At 40.7% G+C, this 24,618-nt stretch carries 24 protein-coding genes, 1 tRNA gene and 1 pseudogene; 18 read left to right on the top strand and 8 right to left on the bottom strand.

The genetic code is table 11. The features are described from left to right. Window positions 1-70 precede the first annotated feature (70 nt). Window positions 71-501: pseudogene (locus tag FFM59_RS05635) on the bottom strand (VOC family protein); the annotation flags it as partial. A 151-nt stretch (window positions 502-652) separates the two neighbouring features. Between FFM59_RS05635 and FFM59_RS05630 the strand changes: the two are divergent. From FFM59_RS05630 to FFM59_RS05615, 4 genes are all read left to right on the top strand, one after another. Continuing rightward, complete coding sequence (locus FFM59_RS05630; protein ID WP_137602076.1) at window positions 653-2,152, top strand: glutamate--cysteine ligase; 1,500 nt, start codon at window positions 653-655, stop codon at window positions 2,150-2,152. Window positions 2,153-2,765: 613 nt separating this feature from the next. Further along, window positions 2,766-3,998 carry an FAD-dependent oxidoreductase gene (locus tag FFM59_RS05625; RefSeq protein WP_137602075.1) on the top strand — a complete coding sequence of 411 codons (1,233 nt, stop codon included), beginning with the start codon at window positions 2,766-2,768 and terminating at the stop codon, window positions 3,996-3,998. Continuing rightward, window positions 3,998-5,269, top strand: coding sequence for an NAD-dependent dihydropyrimidine dehydrogenase subunit PreA (gene preA, locus FFM59_RS05620; protein ID WP_137602074.1), 1,272 nt, complete (start codon window positions 3,998-4,000; stop codon window positions 5,267-5,269). The genes FFM59_RS05625 and preA overlap by 1 nt, the downstream gene beginning before the upstream one ends. A 173-nt stretch (window positions 5,270-5,442) precedes the next feature. After that, window positions 5,443-5,994, top strand: coding sequence for a DUF1097 domain-containing protein (locus FFM59_RS05615; RefSeq protein WP_137602073.1), 552 nt, complete (start codon window positions 5,443-5,445; stop codon window positions 5,992-5,994). Between the two features lie 23 nt (window positions 5,995-6,017). On the opposite strand, the gene FFM59_RS10025 is transcribed toward FFM59_RS05615, so the two are convergent. From FFM59_RS10025 to FFM59_RS05605, 3 genes are read right to left on the bottom strand one after another with little or no spacing between them, the layout of a single operon-like run. Then, complete coding sequence (locus FFM59_RS10025) at window positions 6,018-6,185, bottom strand: hypothetical protein (protein WP_170175945.1); 168 nt, start codon at window positions 6,183-6,185, stop codon at window positions 6,018-6,020. A gap of 11 nt (window positions 6,186-6,196) precedes the next feature. Next, the gene (feoB, locus tag FFM59_RS05610; protein WP_137602072.1) at window positions 6,197-8,185 is read right to left on the bottom strand and encodes a ferrous iron transport protein B; all 1,989 of its coding nucleotides are present in this window, start codon (window positions 8,183-8,185) and stop codon (window positions 6,197-6,199) included. 1 nt (window position 8,186) lies between these two features. Further along, complete coding sequence (locus FFM59_RS05605) at window positions 8,187-8,417, bottom strand: FeoA family protein (RefSeq protein WP_371858081.1); 231 nt, start codon at window positions 8,415-8,417, stop codon at window positions 8,187-8,189. 280 nt (window positions 8,418-8,697) lie between these two features. On the opposite strand from FFM59_RS05605, the gene sufC reads away from it, so the two are divergent. Genes sufC through FFM59_RS05570 form a run of 7 tightly spaced genes read left to right on the top strand, consistent with a single transcriptional unit; the run spans window position 8,698 to window position 15,107 of the window. After that, window positions 8,698-9,492, top strand: a complete 795-nt coding sequence (gene sufC / locus FFM59_RS05600; RefSeq protein WP_137602071.1) for a Fe-S cluster assembly ATPase SufC — start codon at window positions 8,698-8,700, stop codon at window positions 9,490-9,492. An 11-nt stretch (window positions 9,493-9,503) separates the two neighbouring features. Next, a complete protein-coding gene (sufD, locus tag FFM59_RS05595; RefSeq protein WP_137602070.1) occupies window positions 9,504-10,790 on the top strand; it encodes a Fe-S cluster assembly protein SufD in 1,287 nt (428 codons plus the stop codon). Then, window positions 10,771-12,018, top strand: a complete 1,248-nt coding sequence (locus FFM59_RS05590) for a cysteine desulfurase (RefSeq protein ID WP_137602069.1) — start codon at window positions 10,771-10,773, stop codon at window positions 12,016-12,018. The genes sufD and FFM59_RS05590 overlap by 20 nt, the downstream gene beginning before the upstream one ends. Then, the gene (gene sufU, locus FFM59_RS05585) at window positions 11,996-12,454 is read left to right on the top strand and encodes a Fe-S cluster assembly sulfur transfer protein SufU (RefSeq protein WP_137602068.1); all 459 of its coding nucleotides are present in this window, start codon (window positions 11,996-11,998) and stop codon (window positions 12,452-12,454) included. Before FFM59_RS05590 ends, sufU begins: the two co-directional genes overlap by 23 nt. After that, window positions 12,454-13,860 carry a Fe-S cluster assembly protein SufB gene (gene sufB, locus FFM59_RS05580; protein ID WP_137602067.1) on the top strand — a complete coding sequence of 469 codons (1,407 nt, stop codon included), beginning with the start codon at window positions 12,454-12,456 and terminating at the stop codon, window positions 13,858-13,860. Before sufU ends, sufB begins: the two co-directional genes overlap by 1 nt. Window positions 13,861-13,875: 15 nt before the next feature. Then, window positions 13,876-14,199, top strand: coding sequence for a metal-sulfur cluster assembly factor (locus FFM59_RS05575; RefSeq protein ID WP_137602066.1), 324 nt, complete (start codon window positions 13,876-13,878; stop codon window positions 14,197-14,199). A gap of 14 nt (window positions 14,200-14,213) precedes the next feature. Next, the gene (locus FFM59_RS05570; RefSeq protein WP_137602065.1) at window positions 14,214-15,107 is read left to right on the top strand and encodes a helix-turn-helix domain-containing protein; all 894 of its coding nucleotides are present in this window, start codon (window positions 14,214-14,216) and stop codon (window positions 15,105-15,107) included. A 52-nt stretch (window positions 15,108-15,159) separates the two neighbouring features. Here the strand turns inward: FFM59_RS05570 and FFM59_RS05565 are convergent, their stop codons facing one another. From FFM59_RS05565 to gntK, 3 genes are all read right to left on the bottom strand, one after another. Then, entirely contained in the window at window positions 15,160-15,813 is a 654-nt protein-coding gene (locus FFM59_RS05565) for a response regulator (RefSeq protein WP_137602064.1), read from the bottom strand. Next, a complete protein-coding gene (locus FFM59_RS05560; RefSeq protein ID WP_225420298.1) occupies window positions 15,798-16,853 on the bottom strand; it encodes a sensor histidine kinase in 1,056 nt (351 codons plus the stop codon). The genes FFM59_RS05565 and FFM59_RS05560 overlap by 16 nt, the downstream gene beginning before the upstream one ends. A 322-nt stretch (window positions 16,854-17,175) precedes the next feature. Beyond that, a complete protein-coding gene (gene gntK / locus FFM59_RS05555) occupies window positions 17,176-18,726 on the bottom strand; it encodes a gluconokinase (RefSeq protein WP_137602063.1) in 1,551 nt (516 codons plus the stop codon). Between the two features lie 238 nt (window positions 18,727-18,964). On the opposite strand from gntK, the gene FFM59_RS05550 reads away from it, so the two are divergent. The 3 genes from FFM59_RS05550 to FFM59_RS05540 all read left to right on the top strand — a co-directional run bounded on the left by FFM59_RS05550 (window position 18,965) and on the right by FFM59_RS05540 (window position 20,466). Beyond that, window positions 18,965-19,717, top strand: a complete 753-nt coding sequence (locus FFM59_RS05550) for a GH25 family lysozyme (RefSeq protein WP_137602062.1) — start codon at window positions 18,965-18,967, stop codon at window positions 19,715-19,717. 71 nt (window positions 19,718-19,788) lie between these two features. Further along, window positions 19,789-20,244, top strand: a complete 456-nt coding sequence (locus FFM59_RS05545) for a DUF2975 domain-containing protein (protein WP_137602061.1) — start codon at window positions 19,789-19,791, stop codon at window positions 20,242-20,244. Between the two features lie 9 nt (window positions 20,245-20,253). Next, window positions 20,254-20,466, top strand: coding sequence for a helix-turn-helix domain-containing protein (locus FFM59_RS05540; protein WP_137602060.1), 213 nt, complete (start codon window positions 20,254-20,256; stop codon window positions 20,464-20,466). A gap of 236 nt (window positions 20,467-20,702) precedes the next feature. Here the strand turns inward: FFM59_RS05540 and FFM59_RS05535 are convergent, their stop codons facing one another. Beyond that, entirely contained in the window at window positions 20,703-21,068 is a 366-nt protein-coding gene (locus FFM59_RS05535; protein WP_137602059.1) for a DUF4828 domain-containing protein, read from the bottom strand. A gap of 164 nt (window positions 21,069-21,232) precedes the next feature. On the opposite strand from FFM59_RS05535, the gene FFM59_RS05530 reads away from it, so the two are divergent. The 4 genes from FFM59_RS05530 to FFM59_RS10275 all read left to right on the top strand — a co-directional run bounded on the left by FFM59_RS05530 (window position 21,233) and on the right by FFM59_RS10275 (window position 24,275). Further along, the gene (locus FFM59_RS05530) at window positions 21,233-22,234 is read left to right on the top strand and encodes a Gfo/Idh/MocA family protein (RefSeq protein WP_137602058.1); all 1,002 of its coding nucleotides are present in this window, start codon (window positions 21,233-21,235) and stop codon (window positions 22,232-22,234) included. A gap of 11 nt (window positions 22,235-22,245) precedes the next feature. Further along, window positions 22,246-23,574, top strand: a complete 1,329-nt coding sequence (locus FFM59_RS05525; RefSeq protein ID WP_137602057.1) for a DEAD/DEAH box helicase — start codon at window positions 22,246-22,248, stop codon at window positions 23,572-23,574. A 96-nt stretch (window positions 23,575-23,670) separates the two neighbouring features. After that, window positions 23,671-23,743, top strand: a tRNA-Arg gene (locus FFM59_RS05520). Window positions 23,744-24,149: 406 nt separating this feature from the next. Next, window positions 24,150-24,275 (top strand): hypothetical protein, encoded by a 126-nt coding sequence (locus FFM59_RS10275; protein WP_263854039.1) that lies wholly within the window; start codon window positions 24,150-24,152, stop codon window positions 24,273-24,275. Window positions 24,276-24,618: the final 343 nt, after the last annotated feature.

Here is a 24,618-nt window from a genome sequence, read left to right as displayed (position 1 = left end):
CTCAAATTCAAAATTTAGTCGTGGCATAGGACAAAAAAGTCTCTATTTAAATTGTCTATTTTATTGACAGGGGACCACCTCCGGGTAAGCCGTGTTTATGCTCATCCGAGACAAATTGATATTTTTGGCCATCAAAATCATAAAAATTCAGTACTTTGTCACCAAATTGAGTGGTTTGTGGATCGTGACGAATATCAAATTAATCGAGTCGTTTTTCCCACCAGTCAACGGCCTGATCATTGGGTAAGCGTAGGCCAATCCGGTTAATGGCATTGTTTCCTTTACGCGCCGTTTCGAGACCATGAAAGTCAAAGAAAGTAATATCCGTGCCGGCACTGCCCATATCGTCAGTAAAATAAAGGTGATACGTGCGAATATCATCTTGGTTGACATTTTTTTGATTAGGTGTAAACCCAAAACTTCGGTCATGAATTTGAAAATTTTGGGTGCACTGGAAGTAATCACGGTGATGTGATGTAACCCTTGTAATCGTTGCGACATAATAACTCCTCCGTTCTTTTATTGGCCATAATTTACCATAGCGAAAATCGCAACGCAATCAAAATGTATTCTAGTTAATTTTGCAGTACTTTTGTGGGCGAGAGTGATAAAATGTATGAAAGTAATTAATCATAAAATATAAGGTGAGTTTATGTCTGAAAATGTTGGGGAAAAAATTAAACAATTAGGGTTAACGAATAAATTATTTGAGGGCTTTTTTGGCTTGGAACAAGAAGAGCACCGTGTGACTGCAGATGGACGGATTAGTCGTTATCCATATCCGACTAAGTTTGGATCACGGAAGAATCATCCATATCTACAATCGGACTTTACTGACAGCATGTTGGAATTGATTACGGAACCAACCAAAGGTGGACGTGAGGCAGTTAAAAACTTGAAGATGCTGCAACAGATTGTCAATGCTCAGCTCCATGATGATGAACGAATTTGGCCACTTAGTATGCCACCCAAGTTGGAAGAAGACGATGAAGAGTTTATTCATCAAGATTTCCATCGGGATTGGTATCAAGACTATCGTGATTATTTGGAACAAAAATATGGTGCTAAATATGAAATCATTGCCGGTTCACATGTGAACTTCAGCGTGAATGATACGTTATTGTACCAGTTATACCAAGCGGATAATGGCGAAAACTTTGAGTCAGTGGCCGATTTACGAAACCACATGTACTTTAAGTTATCGCAGTATTTCGTTTTGTACAGATGGTTCTTTACATACCTGTATGGGGCTTCGCCAATTACCGAAAATCCACTCGAACATTTGCCCGCTGATTTAGAATTCCCTGTCCGTAGTTTGCGCAACAGCAGTCTGGGTTACGCTAATCGTGAAAATGAAACCATCACTTACGATTCGTTGGCCGAACAAACCGCCCAACTCAAACAATTCGTCGCTGACGGGACCTTTTATTCGACGCAAGAATTTTATGGACCTGTCCGCTTAAAAGGGATGACTCATGACGATGATATCGATGAAATGCTGGAAGAAGGGGTAACCTATCTTGAGTTCAGATCATTTGATTTGGATCCGTTTTCTCGCTCCGGTGTCAGTGACGATACCTTAGATATGCTCGAATTATTGATGGGTTATTGTCTAGTTTCTGGTGTCCCAACCGATATTCAAGAACAATTACGCCATGCTGCCGATAAAAATGAAGAAGTTGCTCTTCAAAATCCATTGGAGCAACCCGAATGGCTAGTTGAAGAGGCTAATCAGCTCCTGGATAACTTGGCTGCTTTCGTTGAAGAATATGACGCACCAAAAAAATATTCGTTTGCCATTGAAATTGCTCGTAAACGAGTTCGTAAACCTGCGTTGACCATTAGCGGCCAACTATTAGCACGAATTGAGGATGATTCTTTGGAAGCCTTTGGATTAAAGATTGCGAACGATCGTTATCAAAAATTACACGCCTTAGAATTACCTCTTGAAGTTATCTCCAAAGAATATTCAGTAGTTGCTCAAGAATTAATTAAAGCGGCGATTTTACTCGGTATCCGAGTTAAACTATTCAACGGCATCAAGCTCACCCATGGTAATCACCACGAATGGTTTGAAAATCATCCCCGTCTCGAATTCCCCAATGGCGCCCGTGATTATTTGTTAAAGATGTTTCCGGAGATAAAGGAATAAAAAGAGTGCGCATCCTATCGGGCTGCGGCTGAGGATTAGTCTAGAAACTTTGATATAAGAGGGTTACTTATATTGAAGTTTTGTAACTAAACGAAGGCCGTAGATAGGATAAGCACGTTTAAAAAATAGAGTGTATATCAGTTCGATAATCATTGAGTACTAAAATAAGACATCAGCTATCCGGACTTTGGATGGTTGATGTCTTTATTTAGGCGGAGAGGATTGAATTGAGGAGCACGTTTTAAATTTACACGTCAAAAAATATTCCCTATAATTTATGCCAAAAAGATATAGAAATATCTGTTAAAATTTCAAATTATTCTCAAAAGCACTAGTCAACAGGTCAGAAATGCTGCTACAGTGCGATTTGCTTTTTTATCAACTTCAGAAATAATTTTATTCGTAAAAATATTCACATACTAAAATATATAAAATTATCCAAACTACCACCAATACTGCCTAAGTATTTGGTGGTTTTTGTTGAAATTAAGCTTTGTTGATAATCTAGAACTTGTAAAGACGTGTTATGGACATATATGTGAATTACTACACAGCTTGATTGCCCGTCACGCTATCACTTTACAAAAAAATGATAAGGCAAGGAGTAATCAGTATGACTAAAAAATACGAAACAGAAGCCCCTGGCTACACCATGACTACCGTAATGGAAGAAGCTGCACGCTGTCTATTATGTCATGATGCACCATGCTCACAAATGTGCCCCGCACATACAGATCCAGGTAAATTTATCAGAAGTGTTCGTTTCCGCAACCTTAAAGGTGCTGCTGAAACCGTTCGTGAAAATAATGCAATGGGTGCCATTTGTGCCCGTGTATGTCCCACAGAAAAATATTGTGAATTAGCATGTTCACGTACCGGTATCGACAAACCAATCGATATCGGTGGTATCCAACGCTTTGTTACTGATTTTGAACAACAAGCTGAAATGGATATTCTTCAAAAAGGTGAATCAAACGGTAAGAGTATTGCTATCGTCGGAAGTGGACCAGCTGGTTTACAAACCGCAACCACAATGCTTGAACGTGGCTACTCAGTTGATATTTACGAAAAAAGTGAAAAAGCCGGTGGATATTTAACATATGGTATTCCTGAATATCGTCTACCAGCTGATATCGTTGAATATGAAATCAAACGAATTATCAATTTAGGTGCCAAAATGCACTACAACGTCACCATTGGTAAAGATATTACCATGGACGAATTGAAAGCTAGCAACGATGCTGTGGTTGTCGCAGTTGGTGCCAGTGAAGCTAAAGTTCTACCAATGTTTGAAGGCAATGATTACGTTGAATCAGCTGTTGATTTCCTTGCTCGTGTTAAGGAAGCCAAAGGTAATATCAAAGACGTTCCAGCCAGTGCTGTAGTTATTGGTGGTGGGGATGTTGCGATGGACGTTTCAACGACTCTCAAACGTTTGGATGTCGAACATGTAACCGATGTTGTTTACGAACAATTTGATGAATTCCGCGCTTCGAAGAAGGAATTAGCTGGAACTCAACGTGAAGGCGTAACAATTGTTGATGGTTATGTGCCAGAATCTGTTGACGGCAATGAAGTTACCTTCAAAGCTCGTAACATGGACGGCAAATTAACCATTAAAGCCGACAAGATTATCCTTGCGATTGGCCAACAAGTTAACGCTGATAATTTAGGAATTAACATCGAACACGGTGTTGTTCCTTATACTGGCTACAAGACTGATGATCCAAAAGTCTTTGTTACTGGTGATATTGCTCAAGGTGATCAAACCGTTGTTTGGGCTGTTCGTAAAGGTAAAGAAGTTGCTGACTTGATTGATAGCGAATTGATTGGAGGTACAAAATAATGATTAAAAAAGACTTATCCGTAGATTTTTTAGGCGTTCATTTTGAAAATCCTTTCCTACTATCATCATCTCCAGTTGATAACTGTTATGAAATGTGTGCGAAAGCCTTTGATGAAGGCTGGGGCGGGGTTGTCTTTAAGACAATCGGACCAAAGAATTTCGAAGTTGATGAAGTATCTCCACGTTTTGATGAATTAACCAAAGAAGGAACTCCATTTGTTGGTTTCAAAAACATGGAACAAATTGCTGAACATTCACTTGAAGAAAACTTACATGATTTAAAGCAATTAAAAGAAAACTATCCTGATAAAATTGTCGTGGCCTCAATCATGGGGACTAATGAACAAGATTGGGAAGAACTAGCTCAATTAGTCACTGAAGCCAAAGCTGATATGATTGAAATGAACCTTTCATGTCCACAAATGACTTCACACGAAATGGGTTCAGATGTTGGGACTAATCCTGAATTAGTTAAAAAATATTGTGCCGCTGTTAAACGTGGATCAGATTTGCCAATGATGGCCAAAATGACTCCAAATATTACTGACATGATTCCAGCTGCTAAAGCCAGTCTTGCTGGTGGTGCCGAAGGGATTGCCACAATTAATACCGTTAAGTCAATTTCAAACATTGACCTTGAAAAACGGGTTGCATTACCAATCGTTAATGGTAAATCATCAATTTCTGGATTCTCTGGGAAAGCTGTTAAACCAATTGCCTTACGCTTTATTCAACAATTACGTGTGGCCGCTGGTTTGGAACAATTACCAATTTCTGGGATTGGTGGAATTGAAACTTGGCAAGACGCTGCCGAATTCATTTTACTCGGAGCTACAACGCTTCAAGTAACTACCTCGGTAATGCAATATGGTTACCGGATTGTTGAAGATATGAAGAATGGTTTAATGCATTATATGGAAGATCAAGGCGTTGATCATCTGAGTGAATTGATTGGTTCTGCCAACAAGAATATCGTGCCTGCTGAAGATTTGGATCGTGACTATAAGGTCTATCCAAAAATTGACTGGGACAAATGTATCGGCTGTGGCCGTTGTTATGTATCATGTTTTGATGGTGCCCATCAAGCCATTACATGGGATCCAAAAACGCGCCGTCCAAGCGTTGATACAAGCAAATGTGTCGGCTGTCACTTATGTAACCTAGTTTGTCCAGTTGGTGCAATTACTACGGGTGAGAAGGTGATGAAACCTGGTCGTAAGGGTAATGCTGAAGATAAACAAGTTGAATCGGTTCGTTTAACTCACTTCTAATCAAACATAAATTAATACACTAACCATTTGAAATTAAGCTTGTCTACAACAATGCAATGATTGATTAGATAAAGTAAGGCTGGCCCATTTATTTGGCACCAGCCTTATTGTGTTAGAACTTAAAATTAACCACTTCTCGATAATCATCAATAAAAAGATATGGGGTAGTTATCATGAAAATAAGTAAAAAGGTTTGGTTTGATTCAATTGGAGTTGGTTTATGTACCTTGATTTACAGTTTAATTATGACCGGTGGCGGACTATGGATGGGGTCAGCAGCCTTCATTGCTGTGTCATATTTCTTCGGGGCTGGGTTCCCAAAGGATAAAATTTGGAATATTCTGATTAGTTTTGCATTAGGAATTGTCTGGGGTTTAATCGCCTTTCGTTTCCTTCATGTCTCGTTCATGTCAGGCTTGATTGGTTCGTCAATCATGTTTGGTATCATGACCTTCATCGTATTGTTCCTTCAAGGGACCATCATGAAATTTACGATTGTGCCCGCTTGGCTAATCGCTTGGGGGACTACTATGCTAATCCTTTCAAATATTACGATTCATAGTTGGGGGTTGTTTGTTTTCCAACTTTACCTCTCAATGTTGTTAGGAATCTTCGTAATCGGCTATGCTTCGGATTACTTTAATCAGGCAATGTTCCATTTCTTCCCAGAAGAAAAGAAAGAAAAAGACAACAAGAACGAGAATGCGCATCAAACAAGTAAATAAATTGGTACTAAAAAAACATCAGATTACGAATCTGATGTTTTATTTTGTTTAATTTGTTGTTTGAGTTGGCACTCACAGTCCTTACCAATCGGGCAATGATGCTGCTGTGCGTGTTTAAAATTACGATAGATAATGATACCAGCGCCGAGAATAATGATTGCGATAATCCCAATATTGATGAATAGTGACATCTAAACACCTCCTACATAAACAAAGAACCAACTTGATAAACGACCATCGCAATTACAAAGGCAATTACCGTATTTGAAATCAGAGAATAGGCTGCCCATTTAATCGATCCCGTTTCCGTTTTGATAGCCGACAAAGTTGAAAAACAGGGTGCATACAACAAAATGAAAATCAAAATGCAGTAGGCAGATAATGGAGTGAACAGGGTACTAAAAGTAGCAATTAAACCGGTTTGTCCGCTTAAATGAAACAGGACAATCATACTTGAACTAATCACTTCTTTGGCTAACACACCGGTTAACAGGGCACTAACGGTCGCCCATGAAGTGACTCCAATTAACTGGAAAATAGGGAGGGCGGCTTGGCCAATCCAAGCACAGAAACTGTCATTAATATTGGTGACCACGCCTTGTGGCCCAAGATTTGAGAGTAACCAAATCAAGACGGTCCCAGCGAAGATAATCGAACCCGCATTTTTGATGAAGCCTTTGCCTTTATCCCAAGTACCAGCGGCAATAATGTCTAATCGTGGTAAATGGTATTTGGGAAGTTCAACGATAAAAACCGAGCTTTCTTTAATCTTAAACAGCCATTGGTAAACTTTGGCCATCAATAGTGCGACGACAATCCCGAGAAAATATAACGATAACACAATTAGGGCCTGATTTTTTTGAAAGAAGGCGGCTACAAACAATCCGTAAATTGGTAACCGAGCTGAGCAACTGATGAACGGTGAAATTAAAGTGGTGACTAACCGTTCTTTGGGTTGTTCGATGGTTCGTGCGGCCATAATTCCAGTGACGTTACAACCAAAACCAATAATTAGAGGAATGAAGGATTTGCCGTTCATGCCAAACATTTGCATTAGTCGATCAGTCACGAGGGCAGCGCGGGACATGTAACCAGAATCTTCTAGTAGCGAGATACAGGCGAATAAAATAAAAATTTGTGGAATAAAGGTCAAGACGCCACCAACTCCAGCAATCACACCATCAACAATTAATGATTTTAAAAAGGGAATCGCCCCTAGTTGGGTCAAGAGTGCCGAGGCCGTATGGGATACCGGACCGGAAATAAAACTATCTAAAAGGCCAGATAATGGTGTGCCTAACCAATCAAAGGACAGTTTAAACATGAGATAAAAGATACCGACAAAGATGGGTAATCCCAACAGCGGTTGTGTAATCCAGTAATCGATTTTGGCCGTAATATTGGCTTTATTGGTGAGTGATTGTTGTTCGGTGGCGTCACTTAAGACTTCATTAATAAAATCAAAGCGCGTATTAAAAATTTGCGATTCATAGTCTTGTTGGTCGTAACAAATCGCTTGATTCAGTAACGGATGCAGATGCTTATCTGCCGCAAATTGACGGACTTGGTGATTTTGATTCATGAATTGAATCGTGAGCCAGCGAGCAAATGTTTCGGTGTAATTAAATTGTTGCACGAGTTGCATCGAGGCCACATCCAGGCTGTTCATGACGTCAGACGGGTAATTCAGAGCTAACGGCTCGGTTGCTTGGGTGGGAGAATTTAGCAAATCGGCCTTCAGTTGCTCCAATCCTTCTTTATTGCGAGCATTGGTGGTACAAAAACGACAACCCAGTTTGGCCGACAAAATACCTAAATTGTAGGCAATCCCACTGCGTTTGAGATCATCAATCATATTTAAGGCAATCACGGTCGGCTGGCCAAATTCCAGCAATTCAATCGACAATAATAAGTTTCGCTTCAATTGACAAGCATTCGTCACGTTGAGAATGATATCAGGCGAATCATGCAGTAAACAGTTAACTGCGACTGCCTCATCCTTAGTGATGGGATTCAGTGAATATATTCCCGGTAGGTCAACAACCATCATTTCAGAATGATGTATTTTACCGACTTTTTTTTCGACGGTGACCCCTTCCCAATTACCCACGTAGGAATAGTTATCGGTTAACTCGTTGAATAACGTCGTTTTGCCCGTGTTGGGGTTGCCCAATAATGCCACGACTGTCATGTCAGTCGCCTCCTAATAATGCCGTAAAGACGGTATAACGAATTCCAATTCTTTGGGCGTCAAATTCAATAATTACGGGTCCGTGAAACGGATATTTGCGTAAAACTGTGAGCTCACTTCCTGGACGAATACCGAGATTGTGCAGGCGCGAGGCAGTTGAATTATCAAGTTGAGTCATTTGATGGACGATCACAGTTGGATGAGAGGGTTCCACATAGTTAAGTTGCATCATCAACAGACCTTTCTATTTATTAAAGCGCTTTCTTTATTTCTTAATGATTTCAGTTTATCATGTTGGCTGTTTCACAAACATTAGGGAATTGCCTAATGTTTTTTTATAAATATTCCAAGCTATAATAATTGCAAGGGCTTACAAAAAGCGATTTGTTGGTACTGAAATTGGAATATTCCGGAATATTCCATTTGACTTAATGCACAACCGACAAGAAAAATAGTGCACAAGCTGACTGTAAGTAATCATTTTGGTTAAATTTAATGGAGGTTGATGAATAATGGCAACACTTGAAATTAAAGATTTGCACGTCGCAGTGACAGATGAAGAAACGCAACACGCCAAAGAGATCTTAAAAGGGGTCAATTTAACGATGAAGACGGGTGAAATTCACGCCATCATGGGACCCAACGGAACGGGTAAATCAACGTTATCGGAAACAATCATGGGGGCTGCTGCATACCAAGTGACCCAGGGTGATATTTTACTGAATGGTGAAAGCATTGTAGACATGCCAGTTGATGAACGGGCCCGTAAGGGCTTGTTTTTGGGGATGCAATACCCAGCTGAAATTCAAGGAGTCACCAATGCTGAATTTTTACGAGCAGCGATGAATGCCAAACGAGCAGACGATGATCAAATCTCAGTGATGCAATTCTTAAAGGAACTCGATAAGAACCTCGATTTACTCGATATGAGTGAAGAAATGACCGAGCGTTACCTGAACGAAGGCTTCTCTGGTGGTGAAAAGAAGCGCAATGAAATTTTGCAATTGATGATGATTAAACCTAGTTTTGCTTTGTTAGATGAAATTGACTCTGGACTAGATATTGATGCCTTAAAGGTGGTTTCTAAAGGCGTCAACGCGATGCGTGGCGATAACTTTGGTTCCTTGATTATTACTCATTATCAACGCCTGTTGAACTACATCGTGCCCGACGTGGTTCACATTATGATGGACGGCCGAATCGTCAAGACTGGGGATGCCCAATTAGCCAAAACTTTGGAACGTGAGGGCTATGCCGGAATTCGTGATGACCTGGACTTAGACGTAGCACTCGTTGATGAAAATTAGGAGGCACGCTCATGGACGCTGTTGAACAAACAATGGATGCTGAGAAGCTAACTCAACTCGCCGAACAACACCAAGAACCAGAATGGCTCATTAAAAAGCGAGTGGCTGCTTTTCAACAAATGGAACTACTTAAATATCCGAAAGTGCTGAGATTTAATTATCGCAATTGGCAGATGGCCAGTAATCAATTGGACTGGACTGAGTCAAACGTGAAGTTAGTCAAATCAGATCTGGCCGATACCCATTTATTACAGTTGGGGCAAACGACAATTAGTGTGAATTTGCCAACAAAACTTGCTGATCAAGGCGTTATTTTGACCGATTTATTCACCGCCGTGAACGATTATCCAGAGTTAGTGCATCAATATTTGATGACCCAGGCGATTCCAACTGATGATAATTACTTAGCGAGTTATCACGCGGCATTTCTCACCTCAGGTATTTTCCTGTATGTACCAGCGAATGTCGAAATGGATGAACCAATTAAATTAGAAATTTTACAAGATAGTACCCAAACCTCAGATTTCAACACCCACACTTTAATTGTGGCGGGCGAGAATACTAAATTTTCGGTGATTCAACAAATGAATACCGTGGGGAATCAGGATAATTTGGCGAATGCCTTAGTAGAAGTGATTGCCAAGGAAAATAGTCACGTTAGTATTTCCGCGCTAGATCAATTAGGTGAAAATACGCGTGCTTACTTGCAACGTCGTGCGTCGGTTGCTCGTAACGCCACGGTCAATTGGTCAATCGGGATGATGAACGAAGGCGATACCGTGGGTAACTTTGAAACGACTTTGAGCGAAGATGGTGCCCAAGCCAATGCCAAAGTGGTCGCAATTACGAAGGGCAACCAGCGAGTCGGCATCAATACTGGCATAAAAAATGTGGGTAAGCATACAGCTGGTGATATTTTGCAACGGGGAGTCATTTTAGATCAATCACAATTGGTCTTTAACGGCATCGGCGATATCATCCATGGAGCAGCTGGCTCAGAGTCTGAACAAGAAAATCGAATCTTAATGATGTCAAATGAAGCCCACGGGAATGCCAATCCAATCTTGTTAATTGATGAAAATGACGTTTTAGCTGGGCATGCGGCCAGTGTGGGTCAAGTTGATCAAACGCAACTGTATTACCTGATGAGTCGCGGCTTGAGTCAAGCAACAGCCGAACACTTGGTAATTCGCGGGTTCTTAGGAGCCGTCTTAACGGCTATTCCGTCAAAAGTGGTTCGCCAAAAATTAATTTCAATTATCGAAAGGAAACTTGCCGATGGACACGAAGATAAATAATCATTTAGCTGATTTTCCCATTTTAAATCAAGAAGTGAATGGTGAACGGCTAGTGTATTTGGATAATGCGGCGACTGCTCAAAAGCCTCTAGCCGTCACCGAAAGCCTCAATCATTTTTACCAAACCGATAATGCCAATGTGCATCGTGGGGTGCATACTTTAGCTGAACGCGCCACTGAAGCTTATGAAGAGGCCCGTGACAAGGTGCAACATTTTATCAACGCTGCCGAACCAGCCGAAGTCATTTTTACCAAAGGCACGACCGATGGCTTAAATTTGATTGCGAGCACCTATGGCGAACAAAATATTATCGCCGGGGATGAAATTGTGATTTCGATTACCGAACATCATAGTAACTTAATTCCATGGCAACAATTAGCCATTCGTAAACATGCTACCTTGAAATACATTGGTCTGACTGAAGATGGCGAATTAGATTTAGTTGATGCGGCCAAACAAATTACGAACCACACGAAAATTGTCTCGGTGGCCCATGCTAGTAACGTGATGGGCACGATTAATCCGATTGCGGAATTAGCACAATTAGCGCATGCACATGGCGCAATTATGGTGGCGGATGGAGCTCAAGCGGTACCACACGTGGCCGTCGATGTCCAAGCGCTCGATGTTGATTTTTATGCCTTTTCTGGACATAAAATGATGGGTCCGACTGGGATTGGTGCCTTATATGGGAAACGCGAACTACTAGAACGGATTAAGCCTTATCAATTTGGTGGTGAAATGATTGATTTTGTTCATCAACAAGATAGTACCTGGACCCAATTACCTTGGAAGTTTGAAGCCGGTACGCAAAATATTGCTGGGGCGATTGGCTTAGGGGCCGCGGTGGATTATTTAACCGACATTGGCATGAATCAAGTTGCAGCGCATGAACAAAGTATCGTTGACTATTTGTTACCTAAATTAGTCGCCGACGAGGATTTAGAAGTCTATGGACCTCATGATCCAGCTAAACATACTGGCGTGATTGCCTTTAATCTCAAAGGGGTTCATCCCCATGATGTGGCGACTGCCCTCGACATGGAAGGGGTAGCCGTTCGTGCGGGCCATCATTGTGCGCAACCATTAATGGCTTACCTAAACCTGGTGGCAACTGCGCGTGCAAGTTTCTATTTATATAACACACAGGAAGATGCCGATGCACTCTTAGCTGCATTAGCTGAAACAAAGGAGTTCTTCAACCATGGGACTGGCGAAGTTAAATAGTTTATATCGAGAAGTAATTTTAGATCATTCAGATCATCCCCATCACAAATGTCATTTGGATGACGTTTCTAAAGAAATTGAGTTGAAAAATCCAACGTGTGGGGATGTCATTAACTTAGAAATTGAACTGACTGATGATGACGTGATTAAAAATATTGGGTTCACCGGTGAAGGCTGTACCATTAGCCAATCGTCTGCCAGCATGATGACCGATGCTGTGATGGGTAAAAGTAAAGATGAAGCCTTGAAAATGGCCAAAACCTTTTCAGATATGGTCATTGGGAAGCAACATCCACAGGCAGATTTAGACGAATTAGAAGATGCCGCCATTTTATCCAGTATCATGAGTTTTCCAGCCCGGATTAAATGCGCCACGTTAGCTTGGTGGGCACTGCAACGAGCACTCTTAAATCAAACAGGAACGGGGGAAGGATAATGTCAAAAGCAGTTGATCAAATTGTCAAAGACGAAGATTACGAGTATGGCTTTCACGATGATATTGAACCAGCTTTTTCGACGGGCCGCGGCTTAACCGAAGCGACCGTGCGGGCCATTTCAGCTGAAAAAAACGAACCACAGTGGATGCTAGATTATCGTTTACACGCCTATGAAGTGTATAAAAAGTTACCAATGCCTGCGTATGGGCCAGATTTATCACAACTCGATTTAAAAAATATGCACTATTATCAAAAAATGACAGATAAAAAATATCGGGACTGGGATGATGTGCCGGAAGACTTGAAAAAAACTTTTGACCGCTTAGGTGTGCCAGAAGCTGAACGCAGCTATTTGGCTGGCTCATCCGCCCAATATGAATCCGAAGTGGTCTATCACAATATGCGTGATGACTTTGCAAAATTAGGGATTATTTTTACTGATTCAGATACGGCGTTACGCGAATATCCAGACATTTTCAAAAAATGGTTTGGCAAATTAGTCAAACCGACCGACAACAAGTTTGCGGCGTTGAATGCGGCGGTGTGGTCTGGGGGATCATTTATCTATGTTCCCAAGGGCGTGGAAACGAAAACACCAATTCAATCATATTTCCGGTTAAACTCTGAAAATTCTGGTCAATTCGAACGAACGTTGATTATCGTCGAAGAAGGGGCCAAAGTCGATTATGTAGAAGGCTGTACGGCACCAAGTTATACCTCCGATAGTTTACATGCGGCCGTCGTTGAAGTAAACGTCGAAAAAGACGCCTATTGTCGCTATACAACCATTCAAAATTGGTCAGATAATGTTTACAGTCTAGAGACTAAACGGGCCGCTGCCGGCCAAAATGCGACGATGGAGTGGATTGATGGCAACCTAGGTTCCAAAGTCACGATGAAATATCCATCGGTCTACTTAAATGGGGATGGCGCCCGTGGTACGATGCTTTCGATTGCGGTGGCTAGCAACGGAATCCACCAAGACTCCGGTGCTCGTATGATTCATAACGCGAAGAACACCTCGAGTACGATTGTCTCCAAGTCAATTTCTAAAACGGGAGGCTCGACCGATTATCGGGGGACCGTGCGTTTTGGTAAACATTCCGATGGCTCCAAGGCCCATGTTGAATGCGACACCATCATCATGGATGACCAATCTTCATCCGACACGATTCCGTTTAATGAAATTTCAAATGCCAACGTTTCTATGGAGCACGAAGCCAAGGTCTCCAAAATTTCCGAAGAACAATTATATTACTTAATGAGTCGGGGAATTACGGAAGCTAAAGCCACAGAAATGATTGTGATGGGCTTTGTGGAACCATTCACCAAGCAATTACCAATGGAATATGCGGTCGAATTAAACCGACTCATTAGTTTTGAAATGGAAGGCTCAATTGGCTAAAAGGAGGAAGCAGTCATGACTCAACAAGACACGTTAACGAACATTGAAAGCGATGTGTTTGAAGCACTCAAAGATGTGATTGATCCCGAATTAGGTATCGATATTGTCAATTTAGGTTTGATTTATCAAGTTAAAGTAGCAGATGGCGCTTGCCATGTCACCATGACCCTGACCACGATGGGGTGCCCTTTGGGACACATGCTGGATGAAAATGTGAAAAAAGCCGCCACCTCCGTGGAAGGTGTCGACGAATGTGTGATTGATTTAGTTTGGGAACCAGCTTGGGATATGAGTATGATGACTCGTTACGCCAAGGTTGCACTCGGACTTCACGAATAGGAAGGAGGAGCATCATGGATATCAGTGTTTTTGTGAGTCGCAGAAAAGAATTAAAAATCTCACAAGTTAAATTATGTGATGGTATTTGTACCCAGGCGACATTGAGTAAGTTTGAAAATAACAGCCGGGTCCCATCATTAGCGATTCTTAGCAAACTTTGTGTACGCATGGGGATGACCGTTGACGATTTGTATCAAGAAGATAGTTATTCAGATGCTCAACTAACCGAAGTTTTGAATGCCACCGAAAAAGAATTAATGATGGAAAATTATCAGGAAGTTTTGAAAAAGTTGGAAAGCGTCAACCAAGGTCAAATCAATGCGTTGCCGGCGAAGATGCAATTTTGTTACTTGCGGGGATGCGTGAATGCCTTGATTAACAAGCAAAGTGATGAAATCTTGTTTGATTTCTCACGGATTTTAAATGACTTAGATGACCATCATCAAACCATCTTTACTCAACTTGCCTTCTTGGGGTCAGGCATTATGTATGCCCGTCATCGAGAAATTGATCAAGCAGCCTTTTATTTTGAGAAGGTGGCGCAATATATCCATGATTATCAGGCAACTAAGCAGTCCGACGAAGATAATTATTTTCTGCGCATCTTAACCTTAATTTTTTACACCGCGGAATTTTATGCGGATCAAAATAACTTCAAGGTCAGCAATCACTTAATTAAATTAGGGGTGCAAATTTGTTCTGATAATCGGGTGACGTATTATTTACCACGACTAAAATTTTTATCAACACAAAATGCCTTGCGACAACATAAACATCCGGAATTGATTCAACAATTGATGGAAGAAACGCAAGTCTTTGCCAGAATAAATCAAAATGATGTGGTGGTCGTTAAATTAGCCGCTTTGAAATTGCAGTTTCAACAAGAACTGCAAACACGACAAGCCTAAAAAAGACCTATGTAACAAAACAGTGTGTTTTGTGGCATGGGTCTTTTGTTGACTAAAATTCAATTAATTTATGGTGAATTGCGTAACGGACTAAATCAACGTGCGACTTTAGGTCTAGTTTACGCATGATACTAGCTTTATGTGCCTCGACGGTTTTAGTCGAAATGTGCAAGTTAGTGGCAATTTCTTTATTCGAATAACCAAGCGCAATCAGCGGCATCACTTCACGTTCCCGTTTCGTCAGATGATTATGGCCCCACAGGTTGGTTTTCGAACCATCGGCGGTGATTTCTTTAATATCTGACTTCAGCAAAATCACGTTTTCATCGACATATTGTTTACCGGTCGGAATCGTAGTAATTGCATTGACGATTTCAGAATCTGGCGAGCTTTTTAAAACGTAACCCACGGCGCCATTATTGATAGCGCGGTCGACATATTCTTCTTCACCATGCATCGACAGAATCAAAATTAAAACTTGCGGGAATTCCGCGTGAATGCGTTTTGTTGTTTCTAAACCATTTTCACCAGGGGGCATGCTTAAATCCATAATGACCATGTTAATATCACCTTGAGCGACCCGTGAAAAGGTATCATTACCATTGGCAGCTTCAGCGACAACTTTAAATCCTGGTAATTCATCAATCAAATAGGTGAGTCCAGAACGAACTACGGCATGATCGTCGGCGACTAAGATGTTATACATGAGGAGTCCTCCTTGGTTGAAAGGGTTACGGGGAACTTGACAGTAATGGTGGTACCAATCGAAGGGTCAGATTCAATTTTGAAAATTCCATTCAGTGATTTAATCCGGTCATTCATATTTTGTAATCCTAACGAGTGGCCATTGAATTGTTGATGTTCTTTGACATCAAAGCCGGTCCCGTCATCAATGATTTCCAAAGTAATGAAATTGGCGTGTTCCACTAATAGGAGAACAATTTCGGTGGCATGAGCGTGTTTTAGCACATTGTTAATGGATTCTTGGGCGACCGTATAAAGGGCGTTTTGCATAATCGTCGTCAGCTTTTCCGGTTGCGCATTACCCGCGACCGTAATTTTGATACCGGTGCTGCTTTCGAGGCGTTTGGCTAAGGTGCGTAAGGCACAAAATAACCCAAAGTTATCAAGCACAGCTGGCCGAATAGTGAGCGCCATATCCTTGATTTCAGTTAGGGTGTTATTGAGTTGGTCGATAATGGAACCGGACAAATCATTCGTTTCCTGTGGAGTTAGTTGCTCGTTAGTTAAACGTTTTACCCCCATGACAGAAGAGTAGATATTTTGCGAAATGCAATCGTGTAAATCGGCGGAAATTCGTTGGCGTTCCTTTTGTTCAGCATCGATAGTGATTTGATCACTACGCTCCTGGGTCGCCTGGTTAATAACTTTATTAATTGAGTTCTGATTTTTCAGGGTTAAAGAAACTAAGCCTTGTTCCGCATCCAATACCTTGTAAAGCATATAACAGCCACTGGATTCTGGTGAAACTTTATTGGTGAGCACTGGAATGGCTAATTCTGTTTGTTGCTGGCAAGGGGCGCAGGCGGCACAATCTAACATTTCAGATTGGTGGTTATGGAGAACTGTTTTAGCCATATCTAGTAAATATGTTGGATCAAGATTCAAAGTTTGCTGAAGTTCATCTGCCAGATGATTGGACGCTAACAGCGTGTCATCTTTGAATAACATGATGGCAACGGGGGCATTATCGAAGTAAGATTCAATCAAACTTAATTTATCCAACAAAATCACTTCCTTTGATTAATAATAATTAAATTATAACATCAAAAGCAGGTCCTTGGAAGCGGTTTACATAACATATGTTAAACGGTATTTTGAACATTTGCTCAACAAATAACAGGCAGTGAAATAAGTTGATTTGCAAATGAGTATAGTTGGGAATATTGAGCATAAGAGTACTTTTCTTATGTTCGAAATTCTTGACTAGACGGAGTTTGCAGACTTATTGAGCGCAAATTAACTAGCTGAAAGCAAAAAGATGGATTGTGATACAAAACTCATGTTTTGTATCACAATCCATCTTTCGAATCGGTGCTATTAAATATTAGTCTTTAGTGGAGTTAGCACTAAATTTGCGTTGGAAATCAGCAATATTTGCATATTCAGTTTGAAGTTGACGACTTAAGCGAATGAAAATTGGAACAAGTTCGCGATAAGCGGCATAATTTTCTTTGTTTGGTTGGTACGTGTGAGTTTCACCGATGTAGTCTTTAATAACAGAAATGTCATCGATGAGGCCTAAGCTTTTCTTAGCAATTGTGACAGCAGCTAAGGCACCTGATTCAAAGGCGGTTGGAATTGTAACTGGGCTTTCAAAAATATCAGCCAACATTTGACGCCATAGTTCTGAACGAGCGAAACCACCAGTAGCCATAATTTCTTTTGGTGAACCAGAAACTTCTGCCAAGGCTAACATCACATTGTATAAGTTATAAACGATACCTTCAAGGGCAGCCCGTACCATGTGAGCACGAGTATGGTTACGAGTTAAACCAAAGAATGAACCACGAGCGTTAGCGTCCCAGATTGGGGCACGTTCGCCACCCAAATATGGATGGAAAATTAAGCCATCTGAACCAGCAGGAACTTCGCCAGCAATTTGAGTTAACATATCGTATGAATCGACGTTCATCATTGAAGCAGTAATCTTTTCAGGAGCGAATAATTGATCACGAACCCATCGGAAGACAATTCCACCGTTATTAACTGGTCCACCAATCACCCATCTGTCCTTAGTTAAGGCGTAACAGAAGACACGACCCTTAGGATCAATCACTGGCTTGTCAACAACTGTCCGAACGGCACCAGAAGTACCAATTGTAACAGCGACAACACCGGGATCAATAGCGTTAACCCCTAAGTTAGACAAGGTACCATCAGAAGCTCCCATGATGAAAGGAGTGTCCGTTGGGATGCCGATTACTTTGGCATATTCCTCATGCATACCTGTAACTTGTTCAGTTGGTTGGACCAATTCTGGTAATTGATCACGAGTGATGCCAGCTTCTTTCAAAGCACCTTCGTCCCAGTCTAATTTGAAGATGTTAAACAAACTAGTAGCTGACGCGATTGAAATTTCTTCTTTTAACACACCGAACAAACGGTAGAAGATATATTCTTTAATTCCAACCCAATATTTTGAGTTGTCAAAAATGTCTTTATGTTCATTACGTAGCCAAATTAGCTTGTAAAGTGGTGACATTGGGTGGGTAGGGGTACCAGTACGTGAATAAATTTCGAACCCTTTACCATTTTGCTTATATTCGTTAGCATATTTTTCAGCTCGGTTATCAGCCCATGTGATGACGCGAGTAGTTGGTTTGTGATCAGCATCGAGGCCAATCAAACTATGCATTGCGGCAGAAAATGATACACCTTGCAATTTACCATTCTTTAAATCCGCTTTACGTAAAACTTCTGTTAAAGCGTCGACAACAGCATCGAAGATTTCTTCTGGATCTTCTTCAGCCATGTCTGGTTGGTCTTGATATAATGGATATAATTTGTTGGCATAACCTAACACGTTACAATCCATATCGTATAATACGGCTTTAGTACTAGTTGTTCCTAAATCCATTCCAATCATGTAATCCATATTATAAATCTCCCTTGCATTTCTCAAATTGATGTTGAACTTATTAACCAATGTGATTAAAATATCATGTAAAACATACAATAGTATTATATGAAAACCGCTTTCTTTTAACAACTAAAAATAGCTAAAATGGACACAATCTTAATAAATGTCTTTGATTTTCACCAAACAATTCGTGAAACAGATATTTTACAGTTCTGAAAAATGACTAAATATAAAAATTGACTGGAAAAAGGTAATGGCGAAAGAAAAAATTGAACCAATTTATAACGATACATTTCGAAAATCAAGAAAACATCCACGCCGCATCGTGTGGATCATCCTGGTTTTGGTCATCATTTTGGCCGGTGCGGGTTATTTTTGGCACGTTCACCGGTCTTCCAGTTTGTCGACTTATCCAGTGCGTGGTGCGATGATTACGCAAGATGATGGCTATGTGGATTTTCAGCAATTAAAAGATAGTGGCCTAAAATTTGTTTATCTCAAAGCAACCTCAGGCGCACGGTACAAAGATGATGAGTTTGAGGATAACTACAATCGTATCTCCGGCTCAGGTTTAGAAACTGGCATCTATCATGAATTCAGCTTTACTTCGAGTGCGAAGGAACAATATGATTACATCGTCAGTCAAGTCAAAAAAGAAAGTGGGACGCTCCCAATTGCCATTCACGTCACGTACTACGAAGGCAGTAAACCAAACGTCAAGACACAAGGAAAAAAGTTAGCTCAACTGATGAAGATGCTGGCGAGTCATTATGACCAAGAATGCATTGTTTGGGCCAGTCCTTCCATTCAAAAAGCGCTCGTCAATCCCTATGTTACTCACAGCAAGCGCATGCTAACGACCACTGAGTTAACCAGCAAAAACACCGACGTGAAGTTTATTCAATATGTCGGTAAAGACAAATTAGAAATCAACAAACAAACTTCCAATCTGCTCCCAGCCATTTACAACGGGAACGTCAAATCTTGGAAACAATATATTAATTAAGTTTCTGTTAAACAATGAATATTTATTGAAAAACGATAAAAGTTCCGGTATTTTATTGTTGAGGTGATGACATGAAAACCAGAACTTTATTTTTGAAATTGAGTCTAGCATTGGTTGCTGGCATCGTATTATTTTTTAACGTGCTTTTGTTCCCACATTTCCGAGCACACGGCGTTGAAGATTACTTTTTTATTGGGACACTCTATGTGTCGGCGTTAATCTTTTATTATTTAGTTTTTCAAGCCTTCAAAATTCTCCTGTTAGTTGATCGTAACTTAGCATTTTCCGGGAAGTGTTTAAACGCGGTCCGTCAAATTAAATTGGCCGCCTGCGGGATTGGCATTACGTATTTGGCATTAATGCCAGAAATTTATGCCATGGCACAAGAAGAGGATGCCCCTGGATTAATTTTAATGGGTGGCACCGTGATATTATTGCCATTTATTATTTCAACTTTTGTGGCAGTCCTCCAACGATTATTGCAAAACGCAATTGAGTTGAAGCAAGAAAATGATTTTACAGTGTGAGGTGAGAAGATGGCCATTAAAATTACGCTAGATGTCATGCTAGCCAAACGCAAAATGAGCGTCACTCAACTCGCCGATGAAGTCGGGATTACCTTAGCCAATATTTCTATTTTAAAAACGGGCAAAGCCAAAGCCGTCCGCTTTTCCACGCTTGAAGCTATTTGCAAAGTCCTTGATTGCCAGCCTGGCGATATCTTGGAATATGAAAGTAGTGCGGAATAACTCAGGACTTGGCGAGTATATCCTAGCTGGACGGTTTGTTCGGGTTGAGAACGAAACGGGCAGTGTAGATAGACGGAGGCAAGTGAGTTAAGGAGCCGTTAATAGAGTAGTGCGGAATAACTCAGGACTTGGCGAGTATATCCTAGCTGGACGGTTTGTTCGGGTTGAGAACGAAGCGGGCAGTGTAGATAGACATTAAAAAAACGATACCAAATTTGAATTTCAAATTGGTATCGTTATTTTTTCGTATTAATAATTGTGTAAACTTGATCATCAGCTTCATCCATCATTTGGATAGGGCGACTTTCATTGGCTGTAAAGGTAATATGATAGCCAAAATTATCAATATAAATTAAATTGTGTTGATCGACAACTTCCACTTGAGCATTGATTGGATGTTGGTCAATCGTTAATTTTAAATCTTGTGAAATTTCCACACAGTGCATACGGTTGCGATTTTCGTCTTTATATTGCCAAGTACCCGCGTATAACAATGGCAATAGGGTCTGGTTTTGCTTGTGCGATTTCGATGATCTTCCCAAAGAGCTCGAAAGGCCGGCGATTAAGCTGGCACCAAACAATAACAGACTTCTTTTCCTCATTTCCAAAGTCCTCCCCCATTTCTGTAAATCCATGAAAACGACTGTATCATACTGTGAGTATACAACAATCGTCGATAAAAGTTGGTTACAAATATGTAAAATATTCAAAAATCTGGTAAACTGAATGTAACAATTCAATCGTTTGAGAGCAAAGGAGCAAGATTATGCTTAAATTAGGAATTATCGGGACCAATTGGATCACTGATCAATTTATCGATGGTATCAAAGCTGACGGACGCTGGGAACTGGCATCGGTATATTCAAGAACTATGGAAAAAGCCACGGCCTACCAACAAAAACATGGCTTTGCTGAAGCTTTTGCGGATATTGACCAATTCTTTGAAGAAGGGTCATTTGATACCGTTTATATTGCTTCGCCAAATTCAATGCACTATCAATATGCCAGACAGGCGATTGAAAATGATAAACATGTGATTGTGGAAAAACCATCCTTCGCTAATATTGATGAGTTCGCCCAAATTGAGGGCTTACTACAAGCTCATCCGGGCGTTCGTCTGTTGGAAGCGGCTCGTCACGTCCATACACCACTCTTCAAAGCTGTCCAAGCTAAAATGGCGGAAATGACGCGCATCCAAGGGGCAACGTTGACCTATATGAAATATTCATCACGCTACGATAAGGTGCTGGCAGGTGAGAGGCCTAATGTGTTTACATTAGACTTTGCTGGTGGGGCTTTATACGACTTGGGTGTTTATCCAGTGTATGCTGCCGTGGCTTTATTCGGTGAACCTGAAAGCGTCGTATACTTCCCAACTTTGATTGAAACTGGTGCTGATGGCAAAGGGGTTGCCGTGCTGGGTTATGAAAACTTTGAAGTCACGCTTAACTTTGGCAAAACCGCCAATTCCCACATGCCATCTGAAATTTATGGCTTGAAAGACACGATTGTTCTGGATAACGTGGCCGATTTTTCAAACGCCTCATATTTTGATGACGACCAAGTCGAACATCCATTAGCCACCGAAACCGCCGCTAATCCGATGAAATATGAAATTGAAACATTTACCGAAATTCTCCAAGATCCAACCAATGAAACTCAAGTTAAAAATTATCAAAAATGGTTCTTAATGAGCAAACAAGTTAACGGACTATTATTTACACTGCGTGAATCAGCGGGACTCGACTTTCCCTCTGATGACCAATAGGGGGAACCAATTTGATTGAAGCTTTTCAGAAACATTTTGAACAATTAGGATTTAATGAACAAACGGCCATTCAAACGGCTGTTTTTAATGCGCTCAGCGAAGATACTTCAGTGCTGGGTATTGCACCAACCGGATCTGGGAAAACAATCGCCTTTACTTTGCCAGTACTACCAAAATTGATGCCAAAGCAAGGTGTTCAAATGCTCGTGCTCTCACCATCACAAGAACTCGCCATGCAAACCACCAGTGTGATTCGTGACTGGGCCAAGATTTTAGATTTAAAGGTGCTGGCCGTGACCGGGGGTGCCAACGTTTCTCGGCAAACAGACAAGCTCAAACAGCATCCAGAAATTGTTGTTGGTACGCCTGGACGAGTATTGCATTTAATCGACGAAGGTAAGTTAAAGCTCGGTAAATTAGAAACCATGATCATCGATGAAGCCGACGATATGCTGCAAGATGAAACTTTGGCAGTAATCGAAGATATTGAACGCACAACACCGATGACTTCACAATTGGGCTTTTTCTCTGCCACCCGGACTAAAGTACTGGACGATTTGAGTATCATGTTTGGTCGTGACATCATCGAATTTGATGTTCGCAATGAAGATCACACACAAGGGGTTGTTCGCCATGCCGGCCTTGAAGTTGGTAACGAAAAGCGGGTAGAAATGCTACGTCGCTTGAGTCGCGTAAAAGACATGCGGGCATTAGTCTTCTTCAACCAATTAAAAACAATGAATTACGTGGCTTCGCGTTTGAAACACGAACATGTGCAAGTTGGTGTACTTGGTGGTCAACAACGGGCAACCGACCGTGAAAAAGCGTTACGGATGTTTAGAAAACGTCAATTGAAATTATTACTGACGACTGATGTGGTGGCACGAGGATTAGATATCGCTAAACTCCCAACGGTCATCAATTTTGATTTGCCCACGAGCGCAATTACGTATACCCACCGAGCTGGGAGAACTGGGCGCCAAGGCGAACCGGGTCTTGTGATTAATTTAGGTAATGAGCATGATTTACGTGACTTTAAGAAGTTAATTGCCGAAGACTACCAATTAGAATCCATCTATTTTGATAAGAGTAAATTGACCGACGAACGTCCTAAATCCGTGTCCCATAAGCCCGCTACTTTGGCAGAACAAAGCAGTGAGTATATTCGTGAAACTCAAAATAATGATGATTCTGAAGTCACAAAGCGTGTTCATAAGACACTCGATCCTAAGCATGCCAGCCAACCACGGGCGAAAAGACGCAAGAAAAATAAGAATAAAAAAGATAAGGGAATTCGCTTGAAACGACAACGTCAAGCTGCCGAGAAAAAAGGCGAATAAACCTTTACAGAACTTAGTAACAATGAGAAAATTACTCTTGTTGTGTGTGATTAATCAATCGTCAGTTGAACTGGTGGTTGGGGATGAGCACGTTTTGTTCTCATAGCATAACTGGATAGTGCACCCGCCTCCTAAGCGGATGATTCCGGTTCGATTCCGGATGGGAACATACAAAAAGAAGAGTGTGAATCAATTTGGGAATCATCGAGCACTAAAATGATATCAGCGTTATCCGTTTTTGGGATAACGCTGATATTTATTTAGGCGGAAATGATTGAATTGATGAACACGTTTTATGTGAATACAATTAGGTGACGGGATTGATTAATTGAGCGCATTTTAAAAAATAGAAAATGATATCAATATCTGTATTTTAGATATATTGATATTTTTTTGTAAAATATTCTAAATTAAGACTTTAGATTGATTCATTTCATTAATTTAACTAAATTGATTATATTTTTACGTATTTAATTAATAGATGGGTTGTCGTGACTTTTTGGCAGTCTATCTCTTGTCGCCTAGTGTCATTACGATCCCTTGCGAAAAAGATTATGACAAGGAGGGGATCTAACATGAAGACTAAGAAAGGAATCATTTTGTTGAATTACAATGATTTGTTTTTCAACATCCTACGAGCAGCGTACTATGAACTGCAAATTGCACTCGCAATTGTAGGATGGTTGAATTCAAAAAAATAGCGTAATCCAAAGGATTACGCTAACAACAAAATGATACTATATGACAAGGGGGTAACGGAGAAACACCTCTTCGTTATCCTTACATAGATAATATACCGCGAAAGGTAATAAAACTCAACTTAATTAGTTTAATGAAAAATAGTTATTTAGCCGTACTGGTTAAAAAAGGAGAGTATAAAATAGTTTGTGTAAATGAATTAAAATCCTATTGAAAAGGGAACCCCTTCCCCGTATGATTAAATCGTCAAACCAAACCAAAACGGAGGGATTCCCCATGGAACAGTTTACCAAAGATTTAACCAAAACTCTATTATCAAATGGCGATGTTAAAGAACTTTTTCGC

The organism is Paucilactobacillus nenjiangensis, assembly GCF_005405445.1.
GTDB classification, from domain to species: Bacteria; Bacillota; Bacilli; order Lactobacillales; family Lactobacillaceae; genus Paucilactobacillus; species Paucilactobacillus nenjiangensis.
The sequence above is the reverse complement of the archived record's forward strand: the minus strand, read 5'-3'. Positions and strand labels throughout refer to the sequence as shown.